18 protein-coding genes are annotated in these 16,783 nt (G+C 44.1%); 14 read left to right on the top strand and 4 right to left on the bottom strand.

Annotated features, from left to right (window positions below; translation table 11 throughout):
• Positions 1-104 precede the first annotated feature (104 nt).
• The gene (coaE, locus tag JMW39_RS07165; RefSeq protein WP_201545173.1) at positions 105-788 is read left to right on the top strand and encodes a dephospho-CoA kinase; all 684 of its coding nucleotides are present in this window, start codon (positions 105-107) and stop codon (positions 786-788) included.
• On the opposite strand, the gene rlmB is transcribed toward coaE, so the two are convergent.
• Entirely contained in the window at positions 751-1,521 is a 771-nt protein-coding gene (rlmB, locus tag JMW39_RS07160) for a 23S rRNA (guanosine(2251)-2'-O)-methyltransferase RlmB (RefSeq protein ID WP_201545171.1), read from the bottom strand. The genes coaE and rlmB overlap by 38 nt on opposite strands.
• Before the next feature lie 209 nt (positions 1,522-1,730).
• Entirely contained in the window at positions 1,731-2,066 is a 336-nt protein-coding gene (locus tag JMW39_RS07155) for a pyrimidine/purine nucleoside phosphorylase (protein WP_068407914.1), read from the bottom strand.
• 456 nt (positions 2,067-2,522) lie between these two features.
• Between JMW39_RS07155 and recN the strand changes: the two genes are divergently transcribed.
• The 10 genes from recN to JMW39_RS07105 all read left to right on the top strand — a co-directional run bounded on the left by recN (position 2,523) and on the right by JMW39_RS07105 (position 10,555).
• Complete coding sequence (recN, locus tag JMW39_RS07150; RefSeq protein WP_201545168.1) at positions 2,523-4,202, top strand: DNA repair protein RecN; 1,680 nt, start codon at positions 2,523-2,525, stop codon at positions 4,200-4,202.
• 132 nt (positions 4,203-4,334) lie between these two features.
• Positions 4,335-4,898 (top strand): YqgE/AlgH family protein, encoded by a 564-nt coding sequence (locus JMW39_RS07145; protein WP_201545167.1) that lies wholly within the window; start codon positions 4,335-4,337, stop codon positions 4,896-4,898.
• A gap of 72 nt (positions 4,899-4,970) precedes the next feature.
• A complete protein-coding gene (gene ruvX / locus JMW39_RS07140; protein ID WP_201545165.1) occupies positions 4,971-5,483 on the top strand; it encodes a Holliday junction resolvase RuvX in 513 nt (170 codons plus the stop codon).
• Between the two features lie 74 nt (positions 5,484-5,557).
• Positions 5,558-6,037, top strand: coding sequence for a hypothetical protein (locus JMW39_RS07135; RefSeq protein WP_201545162.1), 480 nt, complete (start codon positions 5,558-5,560; stop codon positions 6,035-6,037).
• 78 nt (positions 6,038-6,115) lie between these two features.
• Positions 6,116-6,442, top strand: coding sequence for a sulfurtransferase TusA (gene tusA, locus JMW39_RS07130; RefSeq protein WP_201545161.1), 327 nt, complete (start codon positions 6,116-6,118; stop codon positions 6,440-6,442).
• Positions 6,443-6,548: 106 nt separating this feature from the next.
• Entirely contained in the window at positions 6,549-7,757 is a 1,209-nt protein-coding gene (locus JMW39_RS07125; RefSeq protein WP_201545160.1) for a methyltransferase, read from the top strand.
• Between the two features lie 24 nt (positions 7,758-7,781).
• A complete protein-coding gene (xerD, locus tag JMW39_RS07120) occupies positions 7,782-8,720 on the top strand; it encodes a site-specific tyrosine recombinase XerD (RefSeq protein ID WP_201545159.1) in 939 nt (312 codons plus the stop codon).
• Positions 8,721-8,815: 95 nt separating this feature from the next.
• A complete protein-coding gene (locus tag JMW39_RS07115) occupies positions 8,816-9,103 on the top strand; it encodes a DUF3817 domain-containing protein (protein ID WP_201545719.1) in 288 nt (95 codons plus the stop codon).
• 202 nt (positions 9,104-9,305) lie between these two features.
• Positions 9,306-9,728, top strand: a complete 423-nt coding sequence (locus JMW39_RS07110) for a hypothetical protein (protein ID WP_201545158.1) — start codon at positions 9,306-9,308, stop codon at positions 9,726-9,728.
• Positions 9,729-9,946: 218 nt separating this feature from the next.
• Positions 9,947-10,555 (top strand): class I SAM-dependent methyltransferase, encoded by a 609-nt coding sequence (locus tag JMW39_RS07105; protein WP_201545156.1) that lies wholly within the window; start codon positions 9,947-9,949, stop codon positions 10,553-10,555.
• Between the two features lie 128 nt (positions 10,556-10,683).
• Here JMW39_RS07105 and lptG read toward each other — a convergent pair whose 3' ends face one another.
• Together lptG and JMW39_RS07095 are read right to left on the bottom strand one after the other, a co-directional pair.
• Positions 10,684-11,910 (bottom strand): LPS export ABC transporter permease LptG, encoded by a 1,227-nt coding sequence (lptG, locus tag JMW39_RS07100; protein ID WP_201545154.1) that lies wholly within the window; start codon positions 11,908-11,910, stop codon positions 10,684-10,686.
• Entirely contained in the window at positions 11,910-13,214 is a 1,305-nt protein-coding gene (locus tag JMW39_RS07095) for an LPS export ABC transporter permease LptF (RefSeq protein ID WP_201545152.1), read from the bottom strand. The genes lptG and JMW39_RS07095 overlap by 1 nt, the downstream gene beginning before the upstream one ends.
• A gap of 436 nt (positions 13,215-13,650) precedes the next feature.
• On the opposite strand from JMW39_RS07095, the gene JMW39_RS07090 reads away from it, so the two are divergent.
• The 3 genes from JMW39_RS07090 (at position 13,651) to JMW39_RS07080 (ending at position 16,718) form a co-directional block, all read left to right on the top strand.
• Positions 13,651-14,280 carry a cysteine hydrolase family protein gene (locus JMW39_RS07090; protein WP_201545150.1) on the top strand — a complete coding sequence of 210 codons (630 nt, stop codon included), beginning with the start codon at positions 13,651-13,653 and terminating at the stop codon, positions 14,278-14,280.
• A 238-nt stretch (positions 14,281-14,518) separates the two neighbouring features.
• A complete protein-coding gene (locus JMW39_RS07085; protein ID WP_201545148.1) occupies positions 14,519-16,183 on the top strand; it encodes a leucyl aminopeptidase in 1,665 nt (554 codons plus the stop codon).
• A gap of 64 nt (positions 16,184-16,247) precedes the next feature.
• Positions 16,248-16,718, top strand: coding sequence for a DNA polymerase III subunit chi (locus JMW39_RS07080; RefSeq protein WP_201545146.1), 471 nt, complete (start codon positions 16,248-16,250; stop codon positions 16,716-16,718).
• Positions 16,719-16,783: the final 65 nt, after the last annotated feature.

Raw genomic sequence — 16,783 nt, 5'->3', positions numbered from 1 at the left:
GCAAGTAGACCAGCAATTTCTCAAAAGAGGGTCTTTAACCTGCTAGAATATGTCATTGGTCTATTACAGTTATTCCTCTTCTATCAGTTAAATAAGTCATCATTATGTCAAACTATGCTTCATCTTATTCCTATCAACCCCAACCTCATCAAGCCAAAAGCAAGACGTTGGTCGTCGGTTTGACGGGTGGTATCGGCAGTGGCAAGTCGGCTGCGAGTGAGTGGTTTGCTCAGCAAGGGATTGATATTATTGATGCGGATGTGATTGCTCATGAAGTGGTCGCTAAGGGTAGCGCCACTTTACGCAAAATTAAAAGAAAATTTGGCGATTGGGTGTTGAATGCCGATGGTGAAATGGATCGTGCCGCTGTGCGCACCCATGTCTTTACCCATCCTGAAGCCTTGATTGAGCTTGAGGCCATAACCCATCCAGCGATACGTGAAGCCGCAAAACTGCAACTAGCAGCCAGTACGTCACCGTACGTGGTGCTATCAGCGCCCCTGCTCATTGAAGCCGCAGAAGCGGGGCTGGCCAATTTATGCCACCGTATTTTGGTCATGGATGCCACTGAGGACACCCAACTTGCGCGTGCCAGTCAGCGTGATGAGCAAAGCGTGCAGAAGATTAAAGCCATTATGGTCAATCAGCTGAGCCGCGAAGAGCGTAATCGTCATGCAGATGATGTGGTACTCAATGACAGCGATCTTGCGGCGCTATATATACAGCTTGAGCCCTTACACCAAGACTATCTTACGTTTGCCCAGCAGCTAAAGTTCGCTGTCGATTAATCTCGTATAACGCCATACCGGTAGCAACACTGACATTTAAACTTTGTAAGTTACCATGCTCGTTGCCTGACATCGGAATATAAACCAGCTCATCACAGCTTTCTGTTGTCAGGCGACGCATACCCTCGCCCTCTGACCCCATAATAATAGCAGTTTTGCCCGTCAAATCGGCCGCATGTATCGGTTTGGCATCTGCATTTAAAGCCGTACCAAAGACAAACACACCAGCGTTTTTAATCTTAGTTAGCGTACGGGCCAAATTGGTCACACTGACGATAGGCATCATTTCTGCTGCCCCTACCGATACTTTAGCAACGGTTGGCGTCAAGCTTGCCGCATGGTGTTTTGGACAAATAACCGCATCAACGCCCATTGCCACCGCAGTACGTAAACATGCACCAAAGTTATGCGCATCGGTGATTTGGTCTAGTACCAGTAGCAAACAATCCTCACGTTCTGCAAGAGTATCTAGTAAACCTTCATCAGCGAAACCTAAAGGACGAGCATTAAGTACCACGCCTTGGTGCTGCGGACTGCCACACAATTGAGTAAGTTTGTCTTTTTGCGTCGGTTGGATACTAATGCCATTATCACGTGCTTGCGCCATAATCGCTTGCACGTTGCTGTCAGTCTCACGCCCTTGCTGGACAAATAAGCTTAATCCATCGAGAGGACGGTGTTCGAGTAAGGCATCAATCGCGTGAATACCATAGAAATAGCTGGGTTTTGCCATAATAGGCCTACTGATTATAAAGTGGATATCGCGCGCGGCGATAAAGAAAAAAATATAGCGATAATTGTAGCAACTAATCAACGGCTAAAAGAAATATTATTATTAAAAAACTCACCAAAAAAAAGAAATAAACCCTATCACAAGATTTATTTCTTTTGAATCATTGGCTTTTTGGCGTCATCAATCATCTAACGACACCTTGAGGCGTATCAGCCTTCTAAATGACAGATATACTGTACGATTTCTTCCGTGCGTAAGTTAAAGCCACTATTGCCTTCGACCACGAACGATTGTCCTGCACGGTAGTAGCTGAATTCTTCTTCGCCATTTATTTTAACCTCGCACTCACCGCTGATGATTTCGATGCGTTCGGAGGTATTGGTGCTAAAGTGATAATGTTCGACCAAATTATCGCAAGGTAAAATAACCCCTAACGTTTTATGGCGACCGTCCTCAAACATAATGGTATGGCTTGAGCAACGACCATCATAGGATATCGTGGCTTGAGCATTGACTGTTACATTGGTAAATTGCGCCGCTGTCATAGTGGCTTCCTTATCAAATAATTATTGCCAAACTAAAAAACCAAATTGAAAAATCGAATTGAAAAACTAGAGATTAATTCACTGCCTAAATGACAGTTAAACAATCTCTTTTTAACGACTAATGCTATATTTCGTTATCTATAAGACCAACCCTGTAGCACAGATCTTATGAAAATCTGGTGGTAAGAGTTTATCATTATGTGAGATTATGCTACCACATTATATCTATAAAGTTTGTTACAGCGACGAGGAATGTTGCGCTTATTGTTAAATGAACGACCAACTTTGATTACCTTTAAAATTTGTATTTACTATCTTTTGCCACCATAATATTTACCAATTTCCTTTATCTCATTAGTACCATTAACCAAAGCCATTTATTTCCTTATTTACCTATTTTAGACATGACTTATCAGCATAATTGTTGAAGTTCATTGTCTGCCATGAGAGGCGTTGATGCTCGTATCATTAACTTTACATCAGTTTGCATTGATTGCTCAGCATGAGCTGAGCGTGGCTGAAGGCTTCAATGTCATCACCGGTGAGACGGGTGCTGGCAAGTCATTATTATTGGATGCGCTATCGCTATGTGCAGGCGAGCGCGCTGACAGTGCGATGGTCAGACATGGGGCTGTGCACGCCGATATTTATGCTCAGTTTGATGTAGAAAATAATGATGTCGTGGCGGAATGGTTTGCCAAAAATGAACGACCTTTAGAAGAACCTGAAGTATTGATCCGTCGCCAGCTTAGTAATACAGGGCGCTCAAAAGCGTGGTTAAATGGCACGCCAGTCAGTTTGGCTGAGCTAAAAAGTCTCGGTGCCTTACTGGTTAATATCCATAGTCAACATGCCCAGCAGGCATTACTTAAGCCGCAGTTTGTGGTGCAATGGCTAGACGAGATGGCACAAATCACGCCACTGGCGGCACAAACGGCCAGCAGCTATCAAGCTTATCAGCAGCTTAAACGCCGTGCTGATGATATTGCAAGCCGCGAAGCCCAGCGCCAAGACCGTATGCAACTGTTGCAAAGCCAACTTGCTGACATTGCACCTTTATTGGCTGTGGATTATGCAGAAGTTGAAGCAGAGCACGAAGAGCTGTCTAATATTGAAGCATTAATGCAAGAGGCCAGCCATGGCTTGCATCTGCTCGACAATGATACTGATGAACCTGACGTCATGACCTTGCTCGGGCAAGCGATTAAGCTTTGTGATAACCAAATGGGCGTCAGTCAAACCTTCGAGCAGGCTTCCGAACAGCTGCATTTAGCTCAGCAGCAAATCACTGAAGTGACTGGATTACTATCGGATTATGCTGAGCAACAGCTACCTGACCCTGAACGGCTGCAAACACTCGACAGCCTAATAACTCTCGGACATCGTTTGTCACGTAAGCATAGCTTACCAGCGAATGATTTAATCGATGAGGCAAAAGGTTGGGAAGCACAACTAGAACAACTAGAAAACGAGCCCAGCAGTGATGCGATGGCAGCGCAAATTGAGCAAGCATGGCAGGACTATCTCACGCTTGCAACTGAGTTAAATAAAGAGCGCTCAAAAGCTGCGCCGACTGTTAGCAAACAACTTATAAAGCAATTACAGCCACTTGCCTTGCCCAATGCGCGCTGCGAGTTTGTCTTTACCAAAAAATCCGAACCTAGCCAGTATAGTGCGCAAGGTTGCTATGATATTGATTTGTTATTTAGCGCCAACGTCGGTATGCCCATGCAACCACTACATAAGATTGCTTCGGGCGGTGAGCTGTCGCGGATGGCACTGGTGATGCAAGTATTGCAAGCGACCAATGCTGATAATAATGCCGCCAAGCCAATGCTGGTATTTGATGAAGTCGATGTGGGTATTAGTGGTGGCACGGCGCAAGTGGTCGGAGAGCTGCTGCGTGCGCTTGGGCAGACGCAGCAGCTATTAGCCATTACCCACCAGGCACAAGTTGCGGCGCAAGCCCATCAGCATATATTGGTACAAAAACATCATGATGAGCAAACCGAAAGCGAGCTATTAATCTTAACCGATAGCGCGCAAGTCGACGAGCTAGCACGCATGTCGGGCGGTGTAACTATTACTGATGTCACCCGTGACCATGCGCGTAGCTTATTGACCGATGTTAAATAAAGATTTACGGTGCACCATTAACGTCGAATAAGCGCTAAATATTTGCTTTGGTTGATTTTTTGCTCAGTATCGCCATATAGTGGTATCTCATCTCTGTTATTTTACCATTCATATTAGGTTGCGTTTTTTGCTATGTCTAAAGCCAATTTGACCCATCATTTCTTAATCGCGGCGCCCGAGCTGTCAGACCCACGGTTTGAGCAGGCGCTGATTTATATTTGTCGTCATGACAAACATGGGGCGCTCGGTCTGATGGTCAATCGCCCATTAGAGCAGTCGCGCGTTGGCAAACTGCTAGAGGATTTAGACATTGAAGTAACCGATCCGCAAGTGATGGAAGATGTGGCGCTAGAAGGTGGTCCTATGTATCCAGAAATTGGCTTTGTCCTACATACCGGTCAGCCGGAATGGGCCTCTTCTTTTGCGATATCAGAAAACGTCTGTATTACTACCAGTCAAGATATCCTAAAGCGTATCGCCGCCGGTCAAGGGGTTGGGCATTATCAGCTCTGCTTAGGTCATGCCAGCTGGGGTAAAAAACAGCTCGATCAAGAGCTCAATAACGGCGACTGGCTCGTCTGCCCTGCTGATTTAAACTTATTGTTTGATACGCCATTTGAAGAGCGTTGGCAAATCGCTGCCGATAAGATTGGCGTTAATTTTGACTATTTAAGCAGCGATATTGGTCATGCCTAGCGTTATATATTGAGTGCTATATACTTAGCAGCATTTGTTTAATGAAGACAGAAATAGGAAACACCCCTGATTATGGTAGATAGCACGCTTATAACAGATACGACAGCTGTCGAACCAGCGATTAAGCCGCATCTTATTTTGGCGCTCGATTATGGCGTCAAAAAAATGGGCATGGCATTAGGCAATAGCATTACCAAAACTGCGCGTGCTTTTGATATTTTGGCGATGAATAATGGTCAGCCTGATTGGGATAATCTGCTTGGCATTATTAAAGTGTGGGGCGTGGCAAAAGTGGTGGTTGGCCTACCACTGAATATGGATGGTAGCACCTCAATGCTGTCCAAGCGGGCGCATAAATTTGCCCGTCGCCTAGCGCATCGAGTCATGGAACAGCATCTACCGGTAATCGTAAGCCTCTGCGATGAGCGCCTGACTTCAGTTGAAGCACGTGAAATTGCTTGGGAAAATGGCTGGATTAAAAATGAGCGTGATCCCATTGATGATATCTCCGCCTGTATCCTGATGTCGACTTATTTTGCTGATCCGAGTAGTAGTATCGCCATCGATGCGATTAAAGCGGATTAATACAACAGCAAGTTAATTGCTAAAATACCGTCCATTTCTGCTATATCATCTAAACGGATAAATGACTGATTAATATGACCACTGTCTCAGACCAAGCTTTGCAAAATAAGTCGCAATATGGCTTTGCGCCGCTAGCGATTGCGCGTATCAAGGGCGCTCAGCGGGCCAACCAAATAGCGATTTATCTTATTTATGCCGCTATTCTTGCCTTTATGGTTTTTGGCACTATTGCTAGTATCAAAGCCTTTCATGACAATCAACTGCTCTACCAACTCTTTTACAACCTGCCCTATGCTTTAGTGGCACTCACGATTCCTATTACTATTTATGATGCGCTGGTGATTTATCGCTATCGCTTGAATCAGCCATCGATGATTGCCATGAGTATTGGTGTATCAACCCTCATATTGCTTGGTGGGCTATTATTTGCCGATACCGCCTGGTTGGGGTTATCCTGTTGGCTTGGCGTGGCATTTTTATTCAAAGTGAGCTTTAAGCGCTTTTTTAACTTTTTGGAAGCCGACAAAGAAGCTGATGTTGTTAAAGAAGCGTAAAGCAGCTGAACACATGGTACGCCAACCAATGAATAGCAAAAAACTCTAACCATACTTTATCGATTCAAAAAAACGACTATGACACCTTCAATATCTGATACTACTATTCAACATCATTTAGATACCCAAGGGCTCATTTGTCCTGAGCCGGTCATGATGTTGCATCGAACCATTCGTAAAGCCGATGCTGGTGAAGTGATTGAAATACTCGCCACTGATCCGGCGACAACTCGCGACATTCCTAATTTTTGCCGTCATTTGGGGCATACGCTTGTCCATCAAGAGACGCTTGCTGAAAATGTGGATTTAAATATCGATCCGGATGAAATAAGAATCGCTGGCGATGATAACGCGCCAACCAGCGCCACGCTTTATCGTTATTTGGTTAAGAAAAAGAATGCTTGAATGCATTTTATTGACCCTAAAGCATTAGTAACCTAAAAGCACTAATAACATAAAGATATCTTTGCTTTGCACGAAACATATCATTCATAAATTACAGGTAGATAGCGTGTTAGCAACCCAAAAGCAGTATGTGCAGTGGCACGAGAACGAAGGCTTACGTCAAGCACTTTGGTTGTCTGAAAGCAATCATGCGCCGCCTGCGCGTATTGTATTGGTCGATGACAAAACAACCGCGGATGATGCTTACCGCTTAGCTTGCGAAGGCACATCACTATTGTGGCGCGGCGATTTTCATAATGCACGCCAGTTGCTACAAGCGCTCGGTCGTCGCATAGATCGTACGAATGAGCGCTCCGAGCAACGCAAAATAAAGAAAGCGGCTAATAAGTCTGCTAAATCTTCTGCATCCACAACTGAATCCCTAGCCATACCTAACCTATTTCATCAGCAGCGCCAAATGCAAGCCCAGCGTTCGCGCATATTAAGCCGTTTGCTACTAGAGCTTGATGCCAATTATACCAGCCAGCTGCGTCGCGCCCCTGATGTCAGTGCCGCCTGTACAGCAGCTTTTGGCCAGTTGGATAAGTCGATGGATGAATCGTGTGTGCTGTCGTTTCGTGACCTGCAAGGGGCGCTTGGCGCAGCACAGTGGCGCGAAAAAGGTGTACCGATTGAAAGTTTAGGTTTATCGATTTTCCCGCATTATGGCGTCTTTACACCAACCCGTCATGAATATGTGCAGCTATTGCTCGATGCACCGTTGCCAAAAGTTCATGATGTTGCCTATGATATCGGTACGGGCACTGGCTTGCTGGCTATAATCTTGGCGCAGCGCAGTGTGAAACAAGTAATTGCCACGGACTTAAATCCACGTGCTTTAGCATGTGCCAAAGAGAACTTTACACGTTTAGCATTAACTAGCGTACAGTTACAGCAAGCGGATTTATATCCGACTGATGCGCCACTCGCCAATTTAATTGTCTGTAATCCACCTTGGTTGCCCGCTAAACCAAGCTCACCACTCGAATACGCTGTCTATGATGCTAATAGCGCCATGCTGCGTGGGTTGTTGCAGGGCGCAAACCAGCACTTAGCTGAGCAAGGAGAGGTGTGGTTAATTCTGTCGGATTTGGCTGAGCATTTGCAGCTGCGTACCCGTGATGAATTACTGGGCTGGTTTGCAGATAGTGGTTTAACCGTAAAATATCGTCTCGATACAAAACCTAAGCATGGCCGCAGCCAAGACAATACCGATCCACTTTTTGCGGCGCGCAGTGCGGAAGTCACTTCGTTATGGTGCTTAGAACGTGTTTAACATTCAATCACCGAGTCCTGTCTTATGAGCCGCGACCGTGCTGTACAGCAGCGTCAACCTAAAGCGCTAGCGGTCGATGACGAACCAGCTTATATGACTGAGTTTCGTCAAGCCATGCTGGCACGTGGTCTTGCAACGCGTACGCGTAATGCTTACGTGCGCGACCTACGCTCTTGCGAGCTGACCAATCCTATTGCCCTCACGAAATGGCAGCCTGATGACGTACTGCACTGCTTATCAACTCTTACCCAAGAAGGCAAAACGCCGCGTACGCAAGCACGGATGCTCTCAAGCTTGCGTCAGTTTTATCTATGGATGATTGCTAGCAACCTACGTGAAGACAATCCGTGTGAGCGTATAAAAAGTCCCAAATTGGGCCGTCCATTGCCAAAGGATTTGAGCGAGGCGGATATCGATAACCTACTTGCCGCACCTGACAGCAGCACGGCGCTCGGTCTGCGTGATAAAGCCATGTTAGAGGTACTCTATGCTTGTGGTCTACGTGTTAGCGAGCTAATTAATCTGTCACTAGAACAAGTAAACCTAAATTCTGGCTGGCTACAAATTACCGGTAAAGGCAATAAAACCCGACTGGTTCCATTAGGTGAATATGCAGCAGATGCACTAGAAGACTATCTAACACATGCTCGTGGTGATTTGATTGCGCATTTAAAATCGGGCAATTGCCAAGCGGTGTTTTTAACCGCGCAAGGTGGTTATATGACGCGGCAGAACTTTTGGTATCTATTAAAGAAATACGCCAAAATTGCCAGTATCGATAAAGAGCTATCACCGCATACCCTACGTCACGCTTTTGCGACCCATCTACTCAATCATGGTGCAGACTTACGTAGCGTGCAGTTATTACTTGGGCATAGTGATTTATCCACGACGCAGATTTATACTCATGTAGCGACGGCAAGATTGCAGAAGTTGCATGCCGAGCATCATCCGCGCGGCTAGAATTGAAATTAAAGATTTATTGATGATTGTAAGAGGAATAAAACGTGTTGCAAGCTCAGCCATCTACTCTGCCCAGCCTAACTAATGGGCAAAATATGGTATTAAAAAATCTCACGATTGCTGGTTACTTAGAAGGTACGTCTTTTCTATTATTGCTCGGTATCGCCATGCCACTAAAATATATGTTAGGTATTCCTGAAGCCGTAAAATATGTCGGTATGGCGCATGGGGCACTGTTTATCGCCTATATTTTGATGCTATTGATTGCAACGAGCAAAATAAAAATGCCGCTGTGGGCAATGCCTGCAGGTGTGCTTGGCTCATTTTTACCATTTGGTCCGTTTATCTTTGATCATTTATTAAAGAAGCGTTTGAGAGGATAGGATTATAAGTTTTTGGGTATTGGTTGCGCTTAGACTTTTGAGGATAATGATTGACGACGGCCAGATTGTAGAAGTTGCATACGGAGCGTCATCTAAAAGGTTGATAAATATATTTTATATCATCATCAATAATTAGATCTAAACTATTATTTGGTTAAGTGATATTACTATAATAGTAAATACATCAAATAGAGGATGATCGATGAAGCTGTCAAAAACTTTAAACAAAATCGGTGCTATCGCTATCTTTTCACTAGCTACACTTATGTTAGGTCAAACTAGCGCTCAGGCTGGGTATAAGGAGAGTTTGTCGAATAGCAGGCTCATAATAGATGGTGCATTATGTGCTGGTATAGAGTTTAGCAAAGATAGTCTATCGGCTAAATGGCGCAACGAAATTGAATGCCAAAGAAATGATAAAACTGTGAGTCATTGGCGCGTTATTTGGATTGATGACGACGATTTTATACTCGTACAACGAGACAGGAATAATGAAACTTCGTCCCCAAGTAATATGTTATATAAAATCAAATCACTCAAAAAAAATCGTATTGTTCTTGTAGACTATTGGACAGGATGGAGTGAACACGCGCCATCATTAGAGTCATTTTCTATTGAACGTTAAAAATAACGCGTAATAGGATCCGCCAAGCCGCACCTCAAACGAGATTAAGGTTGGAATCGGTGCGCCTACCTTTACTTCCCATAATACAATTCCTACCAATCCATAGCTGCAAACCCGCCCTTTTCTCGTTACAATAGCCTCAATAAAGTGCATCATGATATGCACGCTGTTCGTTTGAGCAGCGCACCCCTTTTACTTATCTAATATCCGAGAATCCCATGAGCCATAGACCCCCTGCTGACCTATTAAAAAGCGCCCAACATTGGCGTGAAGATATTAACTTTCGCCAAGATGTGCTGGGTAAGCCGTTTGATTTTGCGACCACGTGGGGTATTTTTTCGCCACAAAAGCTTGATGATGGCAGCTTGATGCTGCTTGATTATGTGGATTTTCAAGCGGATGATGATTCGATAGACTTAGGTTGTGGCTATGGCGTACTTGGTATGACAGCGGCGCGTGAATGCCCGAATGGTCTGCATACCTTGATTGATAAAGACTTTATGGCGGTAGAATATGCGCGCTTGAATTGCGAGAAAAATGGTCTAAAAAATGTCGATGTGCATTTATCAAACGGCTTTAATCATGTGGCAAAGGACAAAGACTTTAGCCTTGTGATGTCGAACTTGCCCGCTAAAGTAGGCAAAGAGCAGCATTACCTATATTTCCTCGACGCCTATGCACGTATGCGTAAAGGTGGGCGCTTTTATGTGGTGACCATCAATGGCCTACGTCAATTTATGAAACGCTCATTTACCGAAGTGTTTGGCAATAGCGAAAAGATCAAACAAGGTAAAACCTATACGATTACCATGGCGACCAAAGACTAATCTTAAGCAACTTAAAAGCTGCACAAACAAAAATCCCGCTAATACGATGATGTGTTAGCGGGATTTTTTATGGCTAAATTTTTAGAACTATATTTTAAAATTATATTTGTACAATTACATTTTTAAAACTACATTTGCCGCTTCAGTAAATACCCACCCAATATCGTGCTGGCGACAATGGGTAATATCACCATTAATAATGGAGAAAATCCAGTCGCGAGCGAAACAAAGCCAACCAAATCTTGCACGTAACTAAACAACAAGCCAAATAGTAGTGCCACCACAATGCGTAAGCCCAAGCTATGCGTACGTAGTGAGCCAAAAACGAATGAGCAAGCAACAATCACCAGCGATAAAATCGATAACGGTGAGAGCAGCTTTTGCCAAAATGCCAACTCATGACTTAACGAGCGCGTGCCTTGTTGGCGCATAAATTGACGATGCTCGTATAACTGGGTCAATGACAAATCTTCGGCTTTACGAGTGAGTAAATACACTGACTCAGGCGCAAAAGGTAAACTCAAGGTATCTGACGGTGCGATAGCTTGGCTACTCTCAAAGCCCTGACTAATCATCAGCTTGGTCATATTGTTCAGCTGCCACTCGTAGCGGTATTGCTCGCTTGGTTTGCTGCTATCGGTATCTATCGGTTCGCGGCCGATATATTTGCCACCCTCAGCATGAATGGCGGTTTGCAAGTTGCCATTATTGTCCAAATGCCAGCGTTTGACCTCGCCAATATTGCCTTGCACATCGGCATAATCGATATATAAAATATCGCTGCCATCTGGCTTGGCACTACCGTCTTTTGCACTCTCAAAGCGTGGTTGTACCGTCCAATAACCCCGTACCGAGGTGACAAGCGAGCTGTTGTCTTGATCGTTAATCTCTTGCGCCAATTGATTCGAATGCGGCAGGACAAACTGATTAATTACCAATGCCAACAGCACAAAAATCATAGCAGGCTGCAACACCCAACCGACGATACGATAAACACTGACGCCAGCAGCGCGCATGACGACCAGCTCGCTTTTATTGGCCAATAGGCCTAGACCAACCACGGCGCCAAGTAACGCGCCGGTTGGGATAAATTGCTCTAAAAAGTACGGCGAGCGATAGAAAATATATTTAATCGCCTCGCCCATCGTATAGCTATCATCTAGCGAATCCAGCTCAGACAAATAAGAGAACACCAACTGCAATGCCCACAAACCTATGACCGCGCCGATGATGGCAAGTAAAGCGTTTAGTTTAACGTAACGGCTTAGCACTTTTAGATTGGTTGGCTTTGGCGTAAGTTTAAGTTTAGCGTTTGGCGAATTCGGCTTTGATGATTTAGAGAATAAAGCGCTCATTAGGATTGTCCTCCTTGTGAGCCATTGCTTTTATGGTCGATATTGCCTTGATGCTCGCTAACGGTTAACAGCTCATCTGGCTTGCGAAAGCGCAAACGATGCTGCATGCGGCTGCCCCAGTTCATATAAAGCGCCAATACTATAAATCCTAATATTAACCATGCATACGCCCAAACGCTCACACTGCCTTTACTCACAGCATTTTTGAGCGAAATAATGCCCAGCGCACAGCTGACAAATAATAAAATCGACGGGAACAGGCGCAACCAGCGACCTTGGCGCGGACGTACTTGCGCCAGTGGCACGGCGAGCATCGGCGCGATAATCATCAACCAAGGTAAAGCCAGACGATAACCAAGCTCACCTTGCGCCGCTCGAAGTGCATTTTCACTATTCACTGCTGCGCTGCCTGTTGCGGCTTGCCATAATGGACCAATTGCTTGGGTTTCAATATTGTCTTCGGTGATGACTTCTTTGGAGGATTCGGTCAAGGTGATACGGTAGCGATCAAAGCCCACTTGATTGTATTTTAGACTGCCCGCACCGACTTCATAGCGGCGACCTTGGAATAAATCCAATTGGGTGACGCCGCTACTGCCGGTATCTACTTGCTCAGCGCGTTTGGCAAGGGTAATGGTATCTTTAGTGATATGGTCTTTGCTTATAACCTTGTTACTTGTGAGCGCATTTGGCAGCTCTGGGATATTGAGTTGCTCAGCGGTTTCTGGATCAATACTGTTATTGACATCAACGGCCGCATTTTTTGCTGCACTACCTTTGTATTTAGGCTCAGATTGTATCAATATCACATCTTGCAATTGCTTTTTATCATCGCTTAAGCTGCCAACATACAAGTGATAATTGCCACTACTAATAAACTGATTAGGACGAATTAGATCAAAAGCACTGGTCAATGCCTGCTGCTGCCAGACGCTTTCCGATGAGCGTACGCCCCACGGTTTACCAACGATAGATAAAGCCGCCTCCCCAACAAACAATGCCAATATCAACGGTGTCATCAAACGGCCAAGCTTACCGCGCGACACACCGCTGGCATTAATCACCGCCATTTCTTGGTCAACGTATAAACGCCCAAATACCAACATGAGAGCGATAAAAAATGCCAGTGGCAGGATAAGCTCTAAAAAGTAAGGCAAATTATAACCAATAATGGTAAATAATAAGCTGATGTCCAGATTGCCTTCTGCGGCAATACCAAAGTAACGGATTAAGCGCCCGCCGAGCATCATCACCACTAAAAACCCCAATACCAAGGCGGTTGTTGAGGCAACTTGTTGAGTCATATAGCGGCGTAATATCACAATAGGCACTCTTTAGAAAAAGGTTGGTATGCGCGCGATTTAGCGCAGTTTTATTGGCGCTACGCTATAAATAGTAGCGATAAAGATAACCGCTAATCGTAGCATATTTTGCTTAAAAATGGCTGTGAAATGTGTTTGAAAACATTGCGTCTATCTTGCTGTAATGCTGCATGAATGGCTAGATATTAGATAAAATCAGCAAAGCATATAGCGCATATAATTTATAAGCTTGTCTTAATATAAGAGCAACTCTATTAAGTATTTGCATTATATTTTTGCTTTATGTCATTTGGAAAGCTTTGTTTGTCGTTGGTATCCTTGCGCGCCTATCTTTAGATTTCGTTGCTAGACTGAGTTAGATGCAAAATTTATGTTTATATCATTTAGCGCTCATATAACAAAACGGAGAATACGATTGATGAATACACTAACTTCTACTCCCGCTACTATTCCATCGACCTTACTTGAACTCGCTGGTGGTCAATTTGCTGCCCTTGATTGGTTAAATTGCGCTATCGTCTTTATTGACTATCAAAACGAATACGTCGATGGGGCGATGCCATTGGGGCAAGCTGGTACTAATGCCATTAAAAATGCGCGTCTGTTATTAGATAAAGCCCGCGCGCAAGACATTCCTATTGTCCATATCGCCCATCACGGCGCCGATAATGATAAGGTTTTTAATCCTTTATCGTCGAATGTTGAGATTGTCGCTGAATTACAACCGAAAGATGGCGAAACTGTCATTGTCAAAAAACATCCTAATGCTTTTTACAATACACAGCTACAAACCCTAATAGCAGGCTCGCAAAAGCAGCAAATTATTTTTGCGGGTTTTATGAGTCATATGTGTGTCAGCTCAAGTGTCAGAGCGGCGTTTGATTTGGGCTTTGATAGTTTTGTCTGCCATAACGCCTGTGCTACGCGTGCCTTGCCTAATTATAAAAAAGAAGCCATAAGTGCAGAAGTGATGCACGAGACTGCGATGGCAGCATTACAGGATAGATTTGCGGCTTTAGTGACGACAGCTGAATTGATTGGTGAGTAACTGACTACTCTATAAAGACATAAAACGATTACTTAAACAATTATCGCAAAATTGTGCAAATATATTACCCAAGCCTTGCTCACTGCGCAGTCGCCTCGCAATATGCTACACTATTGCGATGGCTAATTAGCCCAAATATTTCAATAAACAGTACAACTGCTTTAACAGGTATAAACAATCTAAATAAAACCTGCCATTTTTATCATGCTAGTTTCATAACTCTAATAAGGATAACTATATGAATATTAAATTAACCCAAACCTTACCAAAGACGCATACGCAAAAAATTCTGAAAAAAGAAGCCAAAAGTAAAGATGCCGCCTGCCTTGTGGTGCTCATCGATGATAAGAAAAATATCTTAGCTGAAGCAGAATTAAGTGATTATCAAAGCCGCATTGAGCAGTTGATTGAAGTATCACATTTTAATGGTAAAGCCTGCGAAACTGTGGCTGACTATGCGCTTGCTGGCGATAAAAAAACAGCGAAAGAAAACCCAGTACAGCTATTATTAGTCGGTGTTGGTAGTCTTGATAAGCTTAGCCATAGCGTATTGCAAAAAATTGCCAATACCATTTATCAAAGCACGCAAAAACGCGTCGACTCTATTACAGTGGCCTTAGGTGATGCATTAGAAGAAAATCATTTTGGTCAGTTTGCTTTAAATTTATTGGCAGCCAGCTACCGTTTTGATAAATACAAATCTGAGCAAACCACGCCAGTTTTAACCGATATCTATTTACTGGCTGATAAATCTCTGCAAGCTTCTTTAGTATTTGCCGAAGCGGTCTTCGCGGGCCAAAGCTTGACCCGCGATGTCGCCAATGAACCGGGCAATATCTGTTTCCCCGCTTATATGGCTGAACAAGCGCAAGAGCTTGCCAAAACCTATCCTGACCTATTAAAAGTTACCGTATTGGGTGAAGACGAGATGTCAGCACTGGGTATGGGTTGCTTCTTAGCGGTTGCGCAAGGCTCTACCAAAGAAGGTAAGCTGGTACTCATGGAATACCGTGGTAAATCTAACTTTAGTGCTGGCGCTAACAAAGCAACGACTAACAGCGCAAAAGTCGCTGGCGGTCTAAAAGCCTTGGCAGATAAATTACCAACCAAAGCTGCTAGCAAAAAAGCCGCTAAAAACGCTGTACAAAATAGTGATAACGATGTACAAGCTGCCAATGATGACGCGCCTATCATCTTAGTCGGTAAAGGCGTGACCTTTGATTCAGGCGGTATCTCAATAAAGCCCGGTGCGGCAATGGATGAGATGAAATTTGATATGGGCGGTTCAGCGTCTGTACTCGGTACGATTAAAGCATTGTGTGAAGCGCGTCTACCGATTAACGTCGTTGGTGCCCTTGCTTGCGCAGAAAACATGCCATCAGGTGATGCTACGCGCCCTGGTGATATCGTGAAAGCTATGAACGGCAAATCGGTTGAAATCTTAAATACTGATGCGGAAGGTCGTTTGGTATTGGCCGATACTTTATGCTACGTACAGCGTTATAATCCAAAAGCAATTATCGATGTAGCGACTTTGACCGGCGCTTGTGTGGTTGCCTTAGGTCACGTACGCTCAGCGGTATTTAGTAACGATGAAGATGTGTTATTTGAGTTAGAAAACGCCAGTCACTTATCAGGCGATTTGATCTGGCACATGCCGATGGATGATGAGTATCAAACGCAGCTTGACTCGCCTATCGCTGATATGCAAAACATCGGTGGTAAAGGCGCTGGTGCTGTGACTGCTGCTTGCTTCTTATCGCGCTTCGTCGAAGAAGGTCAAGCATGGGCACATTTAGATATTGCTGGTACGGCATGGAATTCTGGTCAAAACAAAGCGGCAACTGGTCGTCCTGTACCACTGTTTATGCAATACCTCAAAAACAGCGCAAACATGGCTTGATCAGTTATCAATAATCTATTGCTGAAAAACCAATTTATGCAGAACAATTTATGAAAATGAATTTATGAACATCAGTTTTTATGTTTTGAGTGAGAGTAAAGCCCAAGATTTCTTGGGCTTTATTTGTCAGTTGACCCAAACGGCGCTTAATAAAAGCAGCCAATCGTTATTGATTCTTATCGAAAAAGAGGATGAGTTGCTATCGACGCTTGATGAAGCGCTATGGTCACATGATGCCGCAAGCTTTATACCACATCAGCGATTTTTGGACGCTACTATTGCTGACACTGATGATGTTAATGAGACTGTTGACGCACCTGTTTTGCTTAGCAGCTATATGCCGGCCGATTTTAAAGGTATTGTCCTAAATACCACCATCCATCCCATTAATACTTTTATGGCAGCGACCAATAATGCTCAGCCTAGCCGCGTACTTGAGCTCATAAAACCTGACCCTAACAGTATGCAAGAAGGTCGGCACAAATATAAAGCTTATCAACAATTAGGCTATGAGCTGACACACTTCAAGGTTTAATCTACCAAATCTCTTTATTTTTTGTCCAAAAAAATATTTCTACTTTTCTCATACCGCACTTTTTC

This window comes from Psychrobacter immobilis (assembly GCF_904846175.1).
GTDB classification, from domain to species: Bacteria; Pseudomonadota; Gammaproteobacteria; order Pseudomonadales; family Moraxellaceae; genus Psychrobacter; species Psychrobacter immobilis_E.
The sequence above is the reverse complement of the archived record's forward strand: the minus strand, read 5'-3'. Positions and strand labels throughout refer to the sequence as shown.